At 66.1% G+C, this 15,556-nt stretch carries 13 protein-coding genes; 1 reads left to right on the top strand and 12 read right to left on the bottom strand.

Annotation, left to right across the window (positions count from 1 at the left end; genetic code table 11):
- Positions 1 to 7: 7 nt before the first annotated feature.
- The 4 genes from QFW96_RS18230 to QFW96_RS18215 are packed head-to-tail and all read right to left on the bottom strand — an operon-like array spanning position 8 to position 5,490.
- The gene (locus QFW96_RS18230; protein ID WP_281456890.1) at positions 8 to 1,168 is read right to left on the bottom strand and encodes an ABC transporter substrate-binding protein; all 1,161 of its coding nucleotides are present in this window, start codon (positions 1,166 to 1,168) and stop codon (positions 8 to 10) included.
- On the bottom strand, positions 1,161 to 2,924 hold the full coding sequence (locus QFW96_RS18225) for an ABC transporter permease (protein WP_281456889.1): 1,764 nt from the start codon (positions 2,922 to 2,924) through the stop codon (positions 1,161 to 1,163). Before QFW96_RS18225 ends, QFW96_RS18230 begins: the two co-directional genes overlap by 8 nt.
- Complete coding sequence (locus tag QFW96_RS18220) at positions 2,921 to 4,048, bottom strand: ABC transporter ATP-binding protein (RefSeq protein WP_281456888.1); 1,128 nt, start codon at positions 4,046 to 4,048, stop codon at positions 2,921 to 2,923. The genes QFW96_RS18225 and QFW96_RS18220 overlap by 4 nt, the downstream gene beginning before the upstream one ends.
- A gap of 47 nt (positions 4,049 to 4,095) precedes the next feature.
- Positions 4,096 to 5,490 carry an MmgE/PrpD family protein gene (locus tag QFW96_RS18215; RefSeq protein WP_281456887.1) on the bottom strand — a complete coding sequence of 465 codons (1,395 nt, stop codon included), beginning with the start codon at positions 5,488 to 5,490 and terminating at the stop codon, positions 4,096 to 4,098.
- Between the two features lie 164 nt (positions 5,491 to 5,654).
- On the opposite strand from QFW96_RS18215, the gene QFW96_RS18210 reads away from it, so the two are divergent.
- A complete protein-coding gene (locus QFW96_RS18210; protein ID WP_281456886.1) occupies positions 5,655 to 6,356 on the top strand; it encodes a GntR family transcriptional regulator in 702 nt (233 codons plus the stop codon).
- Between the two features lie 35 nt (positions 6,357 to 6,391).
- Here the strand turns inward: QFW96_RS18210 and QFW96_RS18205 are convergent, their stop codons facing one another.
- From QFW96_RS18205 to QFW96_RS18170, 8 genes are all read right to left on the bottom strand, one after another.
- A complete protein-coding gene (locus QFW96_RS18205) occupies positions 6,392 to 7,030 on the bottom strand; it encodes an EthD domain-containing protein (RefSeq protein WP_281456885.1) in 639 nt (212 codons plus the stop codon).
- 93 nt (positions 7,031 to 7,123) lie between these two features.
- The gene (locus QFW96_RS18200) at positions 7,124 to 8,008 is read right to left on the bottom strand and encodes an IclR family transcriptional regulator domain-containing protein (RefSeq protein WP_281456884.1); all 885 of its coding nucleotides are present in this window, start codon (positions 8,006 to 8,008) and stop codon (positions 7,124 to 7,126) included.
- On the bottom strand, positions 8,005 to 8,880 hold the full coding sequence (locus tag QFW96_RS18195) for an amidohydrolase family protein (protein WP_281456883.1): 876 nt from the start codon (positions 8,878 to 8,880) through the stop codon (positions 8,005 to 8,007). Before QFW96_RS18195 ends, QFW96_RS18200 begins: the two co-directional genes overlap by 4 nt.
- A 13-nt stretch (positions 8,881 to 8,893) precedes the next feature.
- On the bottom strand, positions 8,894 to 9,694 hold the full coding sequence (locus QFW96_RS18190; protein ID WP_281456882.1) for an SDR family NAD(P)-dependent oxidoreductase: 801 nt from the start codon (positions 9,692 to 9,694) through the stop codon (positions 8,894 to 8,896).
- Positions 9,691 to 10,251, bottom strand: a complete 561-nt coding sequence (locus tag QFW96_RS18185) for a carboxymuconolactone decarboxylase family protein (RefSeq protein ID WP_281456881.1) — start codon at positions 10,249 to 10,251, stop codon at positions 9,691 to 9,693. Before QFW96_RS18185 ends, QFW96_RS18190 begins: the two co-directional genes overlap by 4 nt.
- Before the next feature lie 112 nt (positions 10,252 to 10,363).
- Complete coding sequence (locus QFW96_RS18180) at positions 10,364 to 11,716, bottom strand: cation:dicarboxylate symporter family transporter (RefSeq protein WP_281456880.1); 1,353 nt, start codon at positions 11,714 to 11,716, stop codon at positions 10,364 to 10,366.
- Positions 11,717 to 12,611: 895 nt separating this feature from the next.
- Positions 12,612 to 13,928, bottom strand: coding sequence for a recombinase family protein (locus tag QFW96_RS18175; RefSeq protein WP_281456879.1), 1,317 nt, complete (start codon positions 13,926 to 13,928; stop codon positions 12,612 to 12,614).
- A gap of 667 nt (positions 13,929 to 14,595) precedes the next feature.
- A complete protein-coding gene (locus QFW96_RS18170) occupies positions 14,596 to 15,369 on the bottom strand; it encodes an SDR family NAD(P)-dependent oxidoreductase (RefSeq protein WP_281456878.1) in 774 nt (257 codons plus the stop codon).
- Positions 15,370 to 15,556: the final 187 nt, after the last annotated feature.

Raw genomic sequence — 15,556 nt, 5'->3', positions numbered from 1 at the left:
GGTTGGTTCAGCCGATGAAGTTGAACTTCTGCTTCCACAGCGCCTGGTCGGCCTTCGCGTGGCGGGCGAAGCCCTCCTCGTCAAGCAGGTGGAAGCGCGGGGAGTCCGCGGCCGGCAGCTCGTACTCCCCGGCCTGCACCGGGCCGACGTCGGTGCGGACCGGGACGAAACCTTGGGAACCGACGAACTTCTGACCGGACTTGGACAACGACCAGTTGGCGAAGACCTGGGCGGCCGGATTGTCGGCTCCCTTCGGGGTCAGACCGAGCGGCCCTTCGGACGCCGACACGCCTTCCTCCGGAATGACCAGCCGGATCGGCGCGCCGTTGGTCTGCGCCCCGAACGCGTTATTGAAGCTGACGGTCGCGATCGAGATCTCACCGCGCGCGAGGGCGTCCACCTCCGTCGAGGTCGAGTTGAACACCCGGGGGTCCTGGGCAGCCATGCGGTCGAGGAATCCGACGCCGAACTGCTCGATCTGGAACCGCGTGAGCGCGCTCAACGTGCCGCCCGTGGTGATCGCCACGATGCCGAGCTGACCCTGGTACTTCGGGTTGGTGAGGTCTTCCCAACCGTTCGGCGGGTTCTCGGTGTGGATGGCCGAGTTGTAGGCCATCGCGTTCACGAAGTAGTAGCCGGGGAACCAGTTCGCGTCGACCGTGGCACCGGCTGCGGCCAGCTTGTCGTGGAACGGCGTCCGGTACGGCACGTACAACCCCGCCTCGCCGAACTTCCGCGCCGTGCGCGGGTCGGTCAGCCGGATCACGTCGGCCTCGAGCCGACCTGCGCCGTGTTCGGACAACGCCCGCTCGGCGAGCTTGTTGTTCGGCAAGCGGGTCAGCTCGACCTGGATCCCCGTCTCGGCCGTGAACCGCGCGATGGTGAGGTCTTCGGCCTCCTTGCCGGCTGCCGAGTACAGCACGACCTTCTTGCCCTTCGCGGCGTCGTAGAGCGCTTTGTCGGCGATATGCTCACCGTCGATGGTCAAACCGTTGCTGGTGTCCACCCGCGGCGGCGCGAGCAGCTTGGCCGCACGAGCGGTCGGGGTGTTGTGCGCCGAGCCACCACAGGCCGACACCAGCAGGCTCGCGGCGGCGACCAAGGCCACCAGCGCGCCACCGCGTCGCCGACCGGAGCGGGTGCGGGGAAACGTCGTCGTCTCAGGCACTGTGGCCTCCCGAGCCCGCGCCAAGCCGGCGGGGCAGGTAGCTGAGCAGGAACATGATCGCGCAGTAGATGAGCGCGGTGGCCGAGGCTTCGTTGAGCGCACCACCGTTCTCGAACTGGTCGTAGATGGCGATCGACAGGATTTCGGTGTCTGTGGTGTAGAGGAACAGCGGCACGGTCAGCTCACGCATGCTCAGCATGAGCAGCAGGAGGAACGTGGACAGCACGGACACCCGCAGCAGCGGCACCGTGATCACCGCGATCGCTCGGCTGCGACGGGCGCCGAGCATCACGGCGCTGTCCTCCAGGTCGCGGTCAGTGGCGCGGATCGAAGAGGCGATCCCCCGGAATCCCTGGGGCATCTGCACGGCCACGAACCCGATGATCAGCACCCAGAGCGTGCCGTAGACCGGCAACGGCATGACCAACCACGTCCAGAGAAGACCGATGCCGAGCACGACGTGGGGAATGGCCAGCGGGACCATCGACACATTCTCCAGCGCACCGCGACCCCACGACTTGGTCCGGTAGACCACGTAGCCGACGACGAAGGCCAGTGCGGTGCCGACGGCCGCGGCAGCGATCGAGACCACGACGCTGTTGGTGGTGGCCGCGAGGAATCCTTCGGACGACAGTGCCTCGGAGAACGAACTCGCGTCGAGCGCGCCCGGCTCGGCCAACGCGAAGAACGAGCTCATGTACGGCGAACTCCGCACGGCCGACAGCAACAGGGCGAGCAGTGGCAGCACGATCGACAGCACGAAGTACGCCAATGCGGCGACCAACGCCGGTGTCCGCCACCGGCCGAGTGCGATCTTGCGGGCCTTCACGCCCTTGCCCGACACCGTGGTGAAGGACCTCTTGGCCAGGTAGCGGCGCTGCATCCACGTCACCGCCAGCACCACCGCGACGAGCACGATCGCGATCACGGCGGCTTCGTTGCCCCGCGACGGGGTGGAGTTCATCAGCTTGTAGATGAAGGTCGGGAGGGTGTCGATCCCGCCTGGGGTTGCCAGCACCTGAGAGACCGGGAAGTTCTCGAACACGAGCACGAAGATCAGCAACCCGGAGCCCAGGATCGCGGGCAGCGCCAGCGGCACGGTGACCGATCGGATGGTCCGCCAGGGCGCGCTGCCGTGCACACCGGCGGCGTCTTCGAGGTCCGGGTTCATCAACGACATCGAGCTGTGGATCATCAGGAAGGCGTAGGGCGCGTAGTACATCGCCATCACTACGATGACCCCGGCGATCGTGTAGACGTTCACGACCGGCCCTGTCCCACCGAGGTCGCGGACCGCGACGTTGATCAGCCCGGCTCCTGGGCTGGCCAGGATCGACCAGGCCAGCGCGCCCACGTAGGACGGCAGGAACAGCGGCATCAGCCCGATCAAGTATAGGAACCCGCGGGCCCGGACATTGGTCCGCGCGGCCAGGAAGGCCAGCGACCCACCGATCAGCAGGGCCAGCACCGTCGCGCCCACCGCGATGAGCAGCGAGTTCAGCGCGGCGGTGAGCACCCCTTCGGCGGCGAGGACCTGCAGGTTCGCCAGGGTGAAGGACAGGTCGGAACTTCCCGGCCTCGGCACGTCGGTGGCGAAGGCGGCCACCGCGATCAACAGGGCCGGGACCAGGACCAGGAACGACACGAACGCCAGCAGCGGCAGTCCCAGGACTCGGGTGCGCAGCGGTACCGGGTTGCGGCGTCTGCGGGCTGTCGCGGTCGCAGGGGGCGCGGGTCTGGTCGGTGTGGTGGTCATACCGCGACGACCTCCTGCGCCTGCTGGAGCTCGGTCACGTCTTCCGGCAGCAGCCGGACAGCACGGGCGTCGACCTCGAGCGAGACCTCGGACCCGGTGGCGAGCGTCCCGGTGACCGGCGGCGGGCAGATCGCCTCGATCGCCAAACCTGTTCCAGTGCGCACGGTGCAGCGGATCGAAGCACCCTGGAAGACCGCGACTTCCACGGTCCCGCGCATCCGGTTCGTCGCCGTGGCCGCACCCTCGCCCGTGGCCGGGGTGACGCGGACGTGCTCGGGTCGGATGCAGGCGAAGCGCGTACCCGGGATACCGGCTTCGGCTTCGTCGACTAAGAGTTGTCCGCCCTGATCAGCCAGGACGGCACGGTTCCCGTCGAGGCTGTCGACCTCGAAGACGTTGGTGACGCCGAGGAAGCTCGCGATGGACGCGCTGGCAGGAGCTGCGTAGATCTCCTCGGGCGTTCCCAGCTGGGTGATCCGGCCTCCTTGCATGATGGCGATGCGGTCGGCCAGCGCGAGGGCCTCCTGCTGGTCGTGGGTGACGTAGAGGCTGGTCAGCCCTCGGTCGAGCTGGATCCTGCGCAGTTCGACCCGCAGCTCGTCGCGCAACCGCGCATCGAGGTTGGACAGCGGTTCGTCCAGCAGCAGCACCGCGGGTTCCATCGCCATCGATCGGGCCAGCGCAACCCGTTGCATCTGGCCGCCGGAGAGCATGCTGGCCCCGCGCTCCCCCAGGTGACCGAGCCCGACGACTTCGAGCACGTCGATCGCTTTGCGGCGAGCTTCGGCCCGCCCGACGCCCTTCATCTTCAGCGGGAACGCGACGTTGTCGAGGACGGTCATGTGCGGCCACACGGCGTAGGACTGGAAGACCATGCCGACGTTGCGCTTGTGCGACGGGATCGAGGTGCCGCTCGCGCCGTCGTAGACGGTCCGTTCGCCGATGGTGATCCGGCCGCCGGAGGGAGATTCGAGACCGGCGATGCACCGCATGGTGCTGGTCTTCCCGCACCCGGACTGCCCCAGGAGCACGACGGAACTGCCGTCGGGGATCGTCAGGTCCAGGTTCTTCACTGCTCGGTGCTCCCCGTAGGTGAGCTCCAGTGCTTCGACACCAACCTTCATTGGATGGCTCCTCGCAAGTGGTCTGGTGTGTGGTGGCGGGGTGCTGGTCAGCCGGCGACGAGTGCGCTGGACCGGATCGCCCGGTCGATGTCGGCCAGGAATCCCAGATCGTCGAATGCCTGGACCGAGGTGATGAGTTCGGTGGTCGCGGCCGCACCCACCACCGGTTCGCACAATCCGCGCACCTTGTCCTCGAGCGCCTCGTCGGACAGCGGGTTCGCCGGTTCTCCGTACGGGTGCTGCACCCAGGTGGTGTGCGCGCGCCTGTTCCCGAGCTCGATGGTGGTCCGGGCCGGGCGGCCGGACCGGGGGTAGGCGGCATCGGCATCCGGATCCACGGTCACCGAGATGCGCCCCATCAGATCCCGCACGGCGGTGTCAGCGCGACCGGCGGGCTCGAAGTCGGTCAAGGTCACCGACCCGCGGACGAGAGCGGCGGCGACCGTGTAGGGCAGGCTCAGCTGTGCCTGCAGGGTCGTGTTCAGATCGGTTCCGGTGTGCCGAGCGGCGATCGGGAACGTCTCGACCTTCACCGCGGTGATGTCGGCGGGGTCGATCGCGTGCTCGCGGCGCAGCTGCAGCGCACCGTCGATGGCGCCGTGGAGGTGGCGGCAGCACGGGTAGGGCTTGACGTAGGTCCTCAGCAGCACCCACCCCTCCCCGAGCCCGTCGATGACGTGCTCGGGGAACCACGCCTCGCCGGCCGCGCCCGCATAGGCGGCGAAGTAGCCGTCAGTGCCTTCCAGGACGGTGGTTGGACCCGTGAGCCCGGCGGCGGCGAGATCCGCTGCGGCGATGCCATCGCGCGCCGCCTTTCCGGGGTGGAAGCGCTTCACCTCCGCCGAGCCGCTGAGGAACTCGAACAACCCGCCCGCGTGCGAGCCGGCGATGCCGAGCGCGTTGGCGACTTCGGCCTCCGGCAGTCCGCGCAGCACGCACGCCGCGGCGGTCGCGCCGAACACGCCTGCCAGCGGGGTGTTGTGGAAATGCCGGTTGCGGGTGGCCGGGTGGCCGGCAGCGGCGATCCGGCACGCGAGTTCCATGCCGATCGCCGCAGCGATGCGCACGCGTCCCGCGTCGGCGCCGAGGCTCTGCCCGAGGGCGAACACCGTGGGCAGCACCACCGACGTGGGATGCATGCTGCCCGGCGTGTAGCCCTCGTCGGACTCGATGCCGTGGCCGCTGGTGCCGTTGACCAGTGCAGCGCCGAGCACCGACGAGCTCCCGCGTCCGATCGAGGTCGCCACGTCGCCGGGGTACAGAGCTGCGGCGTGACGTGCGACCGCAGCCGACACCGGCCCCACCGAGCTGGCGACCATGCCGGCCACCGCATCGAGCGTCAGCCGTCGCAGGTGCCGGTCCAGGTCCGCGGGCAGAGGCCGCGCCTGCTGTTCGACGATCCACTTCGCGACGTGCCAGGTCAGTCCCGTCTGCGCGTCCATGCACTTCTCCCGCTGGGTGATCGGGCCGCCCCCGTTGGCGGCAGCCAAGAAGCTACATACTCTATAGAGTGTTGTCCATGGATAAGACTCGGTTACCGTGGGTAAGTCGATAGGCAATAGACTGTTGACCGTTTCACCGCGCTGAACGATCAGAAGGGCGACACATGAGCTTCGGGAACGCGGACTCCCCTCCTCAGAGCCGCACCGCCTGGGTCGCCGACCGGATCCGCGAGGACGTCGCGGCCGGAACGCTCCGGCCCGGTGAGCTGATCAAGCAGACGGTCCTGGCCAAGCGGTACGGGGTCAGCCCCACCCCGGTCCGGGAAGCGCTGCGCATCCTGGAAGCCGACGGCATGATCGTCTACTCCACCCACAAGGGCGCCTCGGTCCGCGAGATGACCCCGGAGACCGCCGCAGACCTCTACCGGCTGCGCGCCGCCGTCGAATCCGTCGCCTCGGAGATGGCCGTCGAGCGGATGACTCCCGACAAGCTGCAGGAGATCGAGCAACAGCACGCCGAGATCGACCAGGCACTCCGGGACGGGGCTACTCCCGCTGAGCTGTCACGCCTGAACAAGCAGTTCCACTTTACGATTTACGAGCAAGCATCGCCGCTGGTCCTGCAGTACGTCGAGACCTTGTGGGTCCGTTTCACCCCACCCGCGACCATCTGGGGAAGCAAGGACGCCGCCGAGGCGCTGCAACGCGACCACGACGCCATCCTGAAAGCCCTGCGGGACGGCGATGCGAAGGCCGCTGCTCAGCTGGCAACCGACCACGTCCACCACGCCGCAGCCATCCGCGCGGCGAATCCGGACCTGCGTGCCTCCGGCGGACAGGATCGCGAAGACATCACCAGCATCTGACCACCGCGCCACCGACCGGGCCGCGCGGCTCGCGGTCAGCGCTGGCTGAAATCCTTGTGCAGCGCGAAGGTCCGCCGTTCTCGCTCGATCACGCGGCGGTGGATCCGGCTGCGCCACGAGGTCGTGGTCGCCGTCCTGTAGCCGTCGGTGTCGAACACGCCCGGACCGCTCAGCTCGTGCAAGGCGAGAAAGGCCGGTCCTCGACCGCTCGCCTTCCGATACCGGCGGATGCGGTTCCAACCCGGGATCGCCGTCAGCAGCGGGATGTGCTCCTGCTCGTACCAGTCGTCCAGCTCGGGCTCGTCCTCTGCCCGTACTGTCAGCGACGTCGCGACCAGCAGCGGCGCGGGCCGGCCGGTGTCGTGACCATGCTTACCGAGCAGTTCGTAGGTGCGCCGGTCCAGGATGGGCAGCGCCGCCATGACGGCCTTCTCCCGATCGCTTCGACACGCGCGCAGGCTCCGGTACCGGTCGGATTCCAAAACCTCGAGGTCGAGGTCGTAGAGCGCCAGCCAACCCGGCTCTCGTCTATCGGTGGCCCGGTAGCGGCGCGCCGTGCGAATGCCAGGAAGACGCGCCCTGGCGGGTGCGTGCTCTGTGTCGTACCAGTCGTCGAAGAGAACTTCCTGGCCCACCGCGGGCTCGGAGAGCACGAACAGCACACCTTCTGTCACCCGGACTCCTCACAGCATCGGTTCACCGACCAGGGACGCCGTCCACGGAGGTGAGGGAATCGAGCATGGTCGCCCCGTGCGCACCAGCGCGTTTCAGCGGTGGCTGATCTCCGCCGAAATGGAGTCGGCGTGTTCGCGAACGAGCGGTGCGCATCGCTGGCGAAGTTCGTCGGTCGACATGCGTGCGGCGTTGACCGAGATGTTGAGCGCAGCGATGACACCACTGCGATCCCTGACGGGTGCGGCGACCGATCGGACACCCTCCTCGCGCTCGCCGTCGATCAGGGCGTAACCGTCCTCGCGCACGGCCATCAGAGCCACGCGCAGCTCGCTGGGATCGGTGATCGTGCGTGTGGTGAGCGGCACCAGCTCGGCCTGCTCGAAGTAGGCGTCGAGCTCGTCGTCCGGCAGAGCAGCCAGCAGGACGCGTCCCAGCGAGGTCGGGTACGCCGGCAGCCGAGAACCGATGTTCAGCGTGATGGACACGCTTCGCGGGCTCGGCACTCGGGCCAGGTAGACGATCTCCGTGCCGTCCAAGGTCGCCAGCGAGGACGATTCCTGGGTCGCGTTGGACAGGCTGCGCATGTGCGGTTCTGCGTGTTCCCACCACGGGGAGGACGACAGGTACCCGTATCCGAGGCGCATGACCTTCGAGGTGAGCCTGAAACGGCGGTCGCGCTGTTCGGCGAACCCGATCCGCGAGAACGTGAGCAGCACGCGACGCACGGTCGCACGGGTGAGTCCGGTGAGCTCGGCCGCTTGGCTGATGGTCAGCTCCGGGTGTTCCGCTGAGAAGGCCATCATGACCTGCAATGCCTTGTCCACGGAATCGATGAAATCCGGATCTTCCCGCGACACTCCTGCGTCTCTCCGTTGCTCGTCCGCCTGCTTCTCTACCTCCGAACGGGCCAAATTTACCCCATCCCACAGCAGCGAAGAGCGGTCCTCGGCACCTCGGAGTGGCGGCTGCGCCGTCAAGCATGGAACCCGAAGCACTCAGCGGGGTTGTCCACCAGCAAACGCTTGCGGTCTGCCTCCGCTGGCACGACTTCGGCGAGCAGGTCGACGAGGTCGCCGTCGTCGGGCACGAAGCCGTGGGTGTTGGGATGGGGGAAGTCGGTGCCCCAAACAACGCGCTCCGGAGCACTCCTGGCGAGCAAGCGGGCCAGGGCCGTGGAGTCACACATGTCCGGCGGTGACGTGGCGATGCGATCCGCACCGCTGAGTTTGACCCAGACCCGACCGGTGTCGAGCAGCCTCCGCAACGCCGTCACCGCAGGCGAGTCAAGTCCTTGATGCAGGTCGACCCGGCCCATGTGGTCGATGACGACCGGGAGCGGGATCGACCGGATGAAGTCCTCGTGCTCGGCCAGCCCGTCGCCGGCGACGTGCAGCGCGATGTGCCAGCCGTAGGGACGAACCAGCGCGATAATCGCTTCAATCGCCTCGGGAGCCGGTGCTGCGCCGAGGTGTGGTGTGAAGTGCAGGCGGGTCCCCCGGACTCCGGCCTCGTGCAGCCGCGCGACGCCCGCGGCCGAGGTGTCGGGGCGGATCAGGGCGACACCGCGGTAGCGGCCTCGCCCCTCCTTCAACGCCGCGAGCAGCGACCTGTGGTCGGCTCCGTGGGCGGCCGACTGGACGATCACCGCCCGCTGGAACCCCAGCAGCCGGTGCAGATCCTGCAAATCGGCCAGTGGCGCTTCCGGTGGCGTGAACGTCCGATCCGCCGCGTACGGGAAGCGGCTCGTGGGGCCGAAGATGTGGCAGTGCGCGTCGCAGGCGTCATCCGGCACCTCGATCGTCGGGGCGTGTGGCGCGGGATGCGGTCCCGGGTTGAACGGTGTGGTCATCGGGTTCTCCTGCTCAGTCGCATCGGGCGGTCATGCCGCCGTCGACGACGATTTCGGTACCGGTGACGAATCGCGCTTCGTCGGAAGCCAGGAAGAGCGCGGCGTTCGCGGTGTCGCGACCGTCGCCCATGAACCCGAGTGGGATCCGTGCCTGGCGTTGCGCCAGCAGCGCATCGACGTCGCCTCCGGTACGCTGACCGGCGAGGCGGGCTCCCACCATGGGTGTGTGCAGCTGTCCCGGAACGACGGTGTTGACGCGGATGCCGTCAGGGGCGTGCTGCACGGCGACCACCTTGGACAGCTGGATGATGCCGGCCTTGGCCGAGGCGTAGCCCACCTGCGCCGAACCGGTCCACCGCAGGCCGGAAGTCGAGGCGACGTTGACGATCGCACCGCTCCCCTGCTCCTTCATGACCGGGATGACGTGCTTGCACCCCAGGTAGACGCTGGAGAGGTTGGTGTCCAGCTGCGCCTGCCAGGTTTGCTCGTCGAGCTCGACAGGCCCGCCGCGGCGAGATCCTCCGACGTTGTTGACGAGCACATCCACCCTGCCGAAGGCAGTGCGCGCAGCCTCGATCATCCCTGCGACGGAGTCGGAATCGGTCACATCGCACGTGTGCGCCGCCGCCGTACCACCTTCATCGGCGATCATTCTCAACGTGGGTTCCATGGGGCCTTCCTCGCGGTCCACGACCAGAACCCGCGCTCCCTCGCGGGCGAAGATGACCGCAGTGGCACGACCGTTTCCCCAGCCCTGAGCGACGCTTCCCGCACCGGTGACGATCGCGACCTTGCCTGCCAGTCGACCGCTCATGCCACAGCTCCGTCCTCGTCAATGGTGTCGGCTTCGGCCCCCTGATCCGACCGGCCCACGTGCAGGGCTACCAAGAATCGGGAAACCAGGTTGTAGGTACCGATCGTCGCGGTGAGCTCGACGATCTGCTGGTCGTCGAAGTGGCTGCGCAGCTCCAGGAAGATCTCGTCCGGTACCTCGATGCAGCGGGTCATCGCATCGGTGTAGGCCAGTGCAGCACGTTGCCCGGGATTGAGGACTCCGCCCGCGTTCTCAGCGTGTTCACGCAGCACCTCGGTCTGCTCGAGGGTCATGCCTGCCCGACGTGCCACCGGTTCGTGCGCGTTCCACTCGTAATCCGCGCCGTTGAGCGCCGCGACGCGCAGGATCGCCAGTTCCCGGACGTCATCGGCAAGACTCGCGCGAGCTCGGATCGCGCCGAGCAGGCTGTTCCAGCCGTCAGCGATGGCGGGGCTGTGGAGCAGCATCCTGTCCAACGGGGTGAGCTTCCCACCGCGTCGTTCGCGGATGCGCGCAGCGACCTCGCTGTCATCGCTGTGGTATTCCAGGCGGGCCATCAGTGTTGGATTCCTTCCGACAGGGGGCCGGAACGCTCTGCGTTCTCAAGACCCACGAGCAATGTGGGTAGCCGGACCGGTTGTTCGGCACACCACCGTTCCGAGATCAAGTTCAGGCGCTACTACCCGCGGGACTGACGACAGCAGCCGATTTCTCGCCCTCGTTGTCGTCTTCCACGAGTGGCTCAACAGACTCTCCATTGAGGACCGCGCGAGCGCGTTCGAGATCGAGCGCGCGTTCCCACCGCGACACGACCAAGCTGCCCATGATCTGACCGGACAGGCTGACCAAACCGCGCATGGTCGACAGGAAGCGGTCGATACCGAGGATCAACATGATCCCCACGACCGGGACCACTCCAGTCGTCGACAACGTCGCCGCGAGGATGACGAAGCCCGCACCCGCGACGCCCGCGCTGCCCTTCGACGTGATCACGAAAACGGCCAGCAGCCCGATCTGCTGCCACAAGGACAGCTCAACGTTGAACGCCTGCGCGATGTACAGCGACGCGAAGCCGAGGTAGAGGCACACGCCGTCCCCGTTGAACGCGTACCCGAACGGCACCACGAGTCCGACGATCCGCTTGGGCGCGCCGAGGTTCTCCAGCTTGCGCATCAGCTGCGGCATCACGACCTCGTAGTTGGAGGTGCCCAGGGTGATCAGCAGCTCGTCCTTGAAGTAGCGGTAGAGCTTGAGGATCCGCAGGCCGCACAAGCGAGCGATCACGCCGAACACCACGAGGCTGAAGCCGATCCCGGTCGCCCAGAACAGCCCGATCACACTGCCCAAGCTGGTCAGCGTCGCCAACCCGAACTTGCCGGTGGTGTAGGCCATCGCCCCGAACGCCCCCAGGGGCGCCAGGTACATCACGAGCTTGACCACGCCGAAAACCGCGTCACCGACGCGCGCGATGCCACGGACCAGCGGCTCACCTCTGCCCCCCAGGGCCTTGATGGCGATCGCGAACAGAATCGCGACGAGCAGCACCTGCAGCACGTTGCCTTCGGCAAAAGCGCTCACAACGCTGTGGGGAATGATCTGAATCAGGAAGTCGTACCAGTTCTGGCTTTCACCGGCCTGCAGGTACTTCTCCGCCGACCCCGACAAGTGCAGTGAGTTCGGATCCGCGTTGATGCCCTTGCCCGGCTCGAACACGTCCATCACGACCAAACCGGCCAACAGCGCGACCGTCGTGACGACCTCGAAGTAGACCAGGGCCTTCACGCCAACTCGCCCGACGGCGGTCAGCTCCCCGGCCGAGGCGATCCCAGTGACGATCGTGCAGAACACCACCGGGCCGATGAGCATCTGAATCAACGAGATGAAGCCGGTACCGACCGGTTCAAGCGACTCACCGACCTCGGGCGCGATGAGACCAAGAGCTGCACCAAGTGCGATCGCCACGAGGACTGTCACATACAGCTTTGAAGTGAACGCGCTGTGTAACACCGATCTTACCGACATCATTGTCTCCTTGTGCGACCAACGAACTTTTGTGCGTTGGACGTACAAGACGATGCGGGATGACGGAGGGGCTGTCAATAGGCACTAGTCCGCGACCGGCAACACAGCGGCCCTGTTCCAGTGACGACGAGAACCTCCGGCCAGTCGCCGCACCGAACAAGAGCTACCCGTGGCCACATGGCCGGTCTGACCCGCCGTGCCCCGCGCAGTCGTCCGCCACACTCCTCCGCGGGACCGAACCACCACATGGCACTTGATCGACTTCCTCGCAGCTGAGCGGCACGCACCGGAGTGAACCCCGATGCGCGTCAGCCACGAACTCGAGGAACACGGCAACCTTGGTTCTTCCACAGACGGGGGCCAGCACCTTGCGAGCTGGCGATCGGGTCACGGGCTTCTATTCCAAACCTTGGTGGACCTCAGATTTCAGTTACCGCTGATGGCATCACGAACACAAATAGGGATTGCCGGTTAGAAGATGATGTCGACGTGGTGGCCCTGCAGCCGAGGCCGCTATCGACTCAACCAGGACCACGCACGTGTCCCCAATAGCCAACGCCCTCTACGTGCATCACAGACCACGGCCGGGGACAAGCAGGGACACCGAATGGCAGGTGCCCCTGCGCCCACCCATCGACGTTTCCGCAGCTCACAAGGCACCACTGCCTGTCCCAAAACGATGTCCCAGGCTTCATCGGGCCGGGACACCTGGGACAACAAAAAGCCCTCTGCTTCAGCCTGTTTCAGGGAGCAGAAGGCGGGTGAATAGTGTGCAAGTCCGTCCTCGGACACAGAATTACCCCACGGGTTTGACCTTGGGGATCCCGGATATCAGCTGAGGCGAGACCACGGTCTCGCCTCAGTCGCGTCTAGGGTGGTTTTCGCAGCTCATCAGCTACACCGGAAAGGCCAGCTGTGTCCCGCTGGGTGGCGCTGTGGACGCCGTTTCCGGCTGGAGCTCTTCGAGTGTCCAGTCCGGGCCAAGGTAGACGATCACCAACCCGTTCGCGCGAAGATAGTCGACCACATCCTGGTCGCCGCCGGTGAGCTCGGGCAGCCGGGATCGCAGCCCGTCAAGTAGGTGTTCCTCCCTGACATAGACGCTCTTTAGACCCGGTGCCTCGGCGCGGGCGCTGGTGCGACCGTGCCGGCAGCGGTAACCGGGCCGGTTGTGCGCCCAATGCGAATCGAACCGCCGATCACACGCCCCACACACCACCAGTCCCGACAGTAGATACGTCCGGATCCCGCCGTCCTGGGATCTTCTCGCCGCCCGGATGCCCTGCACCGTACGAAACGTCGCCTCGTACACCAACGCCGCATGGGCAGGCGCGTGCGACACCGCCCACTCCCCCGAGTCCGTACGGCGCCCCGTACCACCGGCACGACGCGCCGCCCCAGGACTCCGGACCGTGCCGGTACGGTTCCACACCTGCCTACCCGTATAGCGCGGATTCTCCAGAATCCCGGCCACCGTCGGCGTCCTCCACGCCCGCCCCGAACGATGCCGATTCCGCCCCGGATCAGCACCCGACGGACACGGAACCCCACGATCATTCAGCTCCCGCGCGATCCCAGCAATGCTCCGCCCCACCGCACGCTGCTCGAAAACCCACCGCACCCACGGACCCGTCACCGGATCCGGCTCCAACTGATGCAACCGACGCCCCCACCGCGCATGCTCCGCAATCGGATGCGGACCCACATCAACAAGCCGATACCCATACGGCGGCCTCCCACCCAAAAACCGCCCCTGCTCGGACGCCTGCGTCCGCATCGCCGCCAACACCCGATGCCGCGACCGCACCGCCTCACGCCGCAACTGCGAACCCAACAACACCATCAACGCCCGATGCTCCGGATCCCCCAGATCCACCGGACCATCCGCCTCCGGCAGCCACAACTGGATGTCCCGCTCAGCAAGAACCGGCATGACCTCGCGGAACTGATTCCCACAAAACGCCCGCTCGTACTCCCCCACAATCACCGCATCAAAACCGCAATCCGAACTCCCCGCCGCAGCCAGCAACGCCGCCGCAGCCGGTCGTTTCCACCAGGAGGACCGGCGTGAACAGCCCTCATCGAAAAACTCCTCCACAACAACCCCACGGCCAGCGTTCGTGACCTCGGCAACCTCCCGCTGCCACGCCCGCGACGTCTCCCGATGCTGAAACTCCCTGGTCGACATCCGGCCGTAAAACGCAAACCGCACCCCCGACCCACCTTGGGCCATCCCACGACGCCACCTCTGGCTGTGACCGCAACCAGACACCCCAGATGCCCCTGACTCCGTTCCAGCCACTTCGCACCTCACATCCCGAACCGTTGACCAAGCAGTTCTGGAACGTCGGCGCACCGCCCCCATGACGCCACCCCTGCCAGCACCACCCGAATAGCCGTACAAAGACGCCACGGCAGACCCGTAGCTGGAACAGTGTCGGCTGCCCAGAGACCCGCCCCAGGCCAATAAGCGAATGCGGCAGGCTTCGCTCGTGACATCGGCGCCAGGCTGCTACCGCGATCGAGGCCTCAAGTTGGGCGCCGGTATCCACGGCTGCACACCAAGGGCACCGACCTCAGAGTGCCCCGTCTCCCCCCAGCCCTTGAACGCGGACACGTTCCAGGACGACGCCCTCCCCGGATAGCGCACCTCAATGGTGATACTGCGGTCTCAGGCATCCTCGTTCGGACACGAGGGAGCTGCAGCTGGCGAGCGGAACCTGGATCGAGACGAAGTACCGCGGCCGACGACGTCGGCCGTCTCAACAAATTCACTCCAATCGATTCCGAGGCCATCGACACTGTCGCCGACGCGGCCCTTAACCCACTCAATCCGAGCGGCCCGACCCCGGCTAGGCCAGAAAAATTCAGTTCTCGTACTACGATTGAGCTCCCATCCCGCCATCGATGCGATACTGCGCGCCGGTGATGAACCTGCTTTCATCGGAAGCAAGGAACAGCACCAGCGCGGCGATTTCATGTGGATCCGCGTACCGCTTCAGCGGGATTCCGTTTGTCCACGATTCTTTGACCGCTTCAGGATTGTCCGGATCAGTGTTCTTTTCGATCGATTCCATCATCTTCGTGTTCACTGGCGCGGGATGGATAGAATTCACACGCACCTTGTTCTCGGCCACTTCGAGCGCGGCGGTCCTCGTAATGCCGACAACGGCATGCTTGGACGCCGAGTACGGCACCATGCCCGGAACTCCCATGAGGCCAGCGGTAGACGACGTGTTGATGACGCTGCCGTTTCGCTGCTGAATCATGACGCGCAGTACGTGCTTCAGCCCCAGGAAAACGCCGCGCGCATTCACGGACATGACCTTTTCAAATTCCTCAAGCTTGTAATCTACGATCCTTGAGTGACCTCCCTCAACTCCTGCGTTGTTGAAGAAGGCATCAATCCTTCCGAATCGGTCAACAACCTCCCTGACGTATCTCTCAACATCGTCCTCTTTGGAGACATTTGCCTGAACAGTGATAACGTCGCCGAGAACACCAAGCTCTGCTCGTGCTTGATCCAGTTGTTCCGCGGACAGATCGACCAAGGCAACCTTCGCGCCTTCCTTCAAGAAAAGCTGGGCGGTTTCCTTGCCGATGCCACCAGCGCCGCCGGTGATGATCGCGACCTTGCCGTTTAGTTTTGCCATTCTCGCTTCCTCCTGATATTAGATGCGCACAGGGTGCGTTAAACCCTCTTTCCTGTCTGGGAAAGTGCGCTTTTAGCCACCGGCCGCGAAGCTGCTGCGCCGCCGCCCGCCTCGGCAATGAGCGGAGTGCCGAGAAGCGATCGACAACGGGAACTGACCAGGAACGCGGACTTTCCTGAAAATGTCA

The sequence above is a fragment of the Saccharopolyspora ipomoeae genome (assembly GCF_029952525.1).
GTDB classification, from domain to species: domain Bacteria; phylum Actinomycetota; class Actinomycetes; order Mycobacteriales; family Pseudonocardiaceae; genus Saccharopolyspora; species Saccharopolyspora ipomoeae.
Note: the sequence above shows the minus strand (reverse complement) of the source record. Positions and strands in the feature narration are given on the sequence as shown.

Excerpts from the sequence above, each read along its gene's own strand:
- QFW96_RS18185 (WP_281456881.1), bottom strand. The coding sequence starts at position 10,251 with ATGGCCCGCCTGGAATACCACAGCGATGACAGCGAGGTCGCTGCGCGC.
- QFW96_RS18180 (WP_281456880.1), bottom strand. The coding sequence starts at position 11,716 with ATGTCGGTAAGATCGGTGTTACACAGCGCGTTCACTTCAAAGCTGTAT.
- QFW96_RS18225 (WP_281456889.1), bottom strand. The coding sequence starts at position 2,924 with ATGACCACCACACCGACCAGACCCGCGCCCCCTGCGACCGCGACAGCC.
- QFW96_RS18195 (WP_281456883.1), bottom strand. The coding sequence starts at position 8,880 with ATGACCACACCGTTCAACCCGGGACCGCATCCCGCGCCACACGCCCCG.
- QFW96_RS18190 (WP_281456882.1), bottom strand. The coding sequence starts at position 9,694 with ATGAGCGGTCGACTGGCAGGCAAGGTCGCGATCGTCACCGGTGCGGGA.
- QFW96_RS18215 (WP_281456887.1), bottom strand. The coding sequence starts at position 5,490 with ATGGACGCGCAGACGGGACTGACCTGGCACGTCGCGAAGTGGATCGTC.
- QFW96_RS18220 (WP_281456888.1), bottom strand. The coding sequence starts at position 4,048 with ATGAAGGTTGGTGTCGAAGCACTGGAGCTCACCTACGGGGAGCACCGA.
- QFW96_RS18170 (WP_281456878.1), bottom strand. The coding sequence starts at position 15,369 with ATGGCAAAACTAAACGGCAAGGTCGCGATCATCACCGGCGGCGCTGGT.
- QFW96_RS18210 (WP_281456886.1), top strand. The coding sequence starts at position 5,655 with ATGAGCTTCGGGAACGCGGACTCCCCTCCTCAGAGCCGCACCGCCTGG.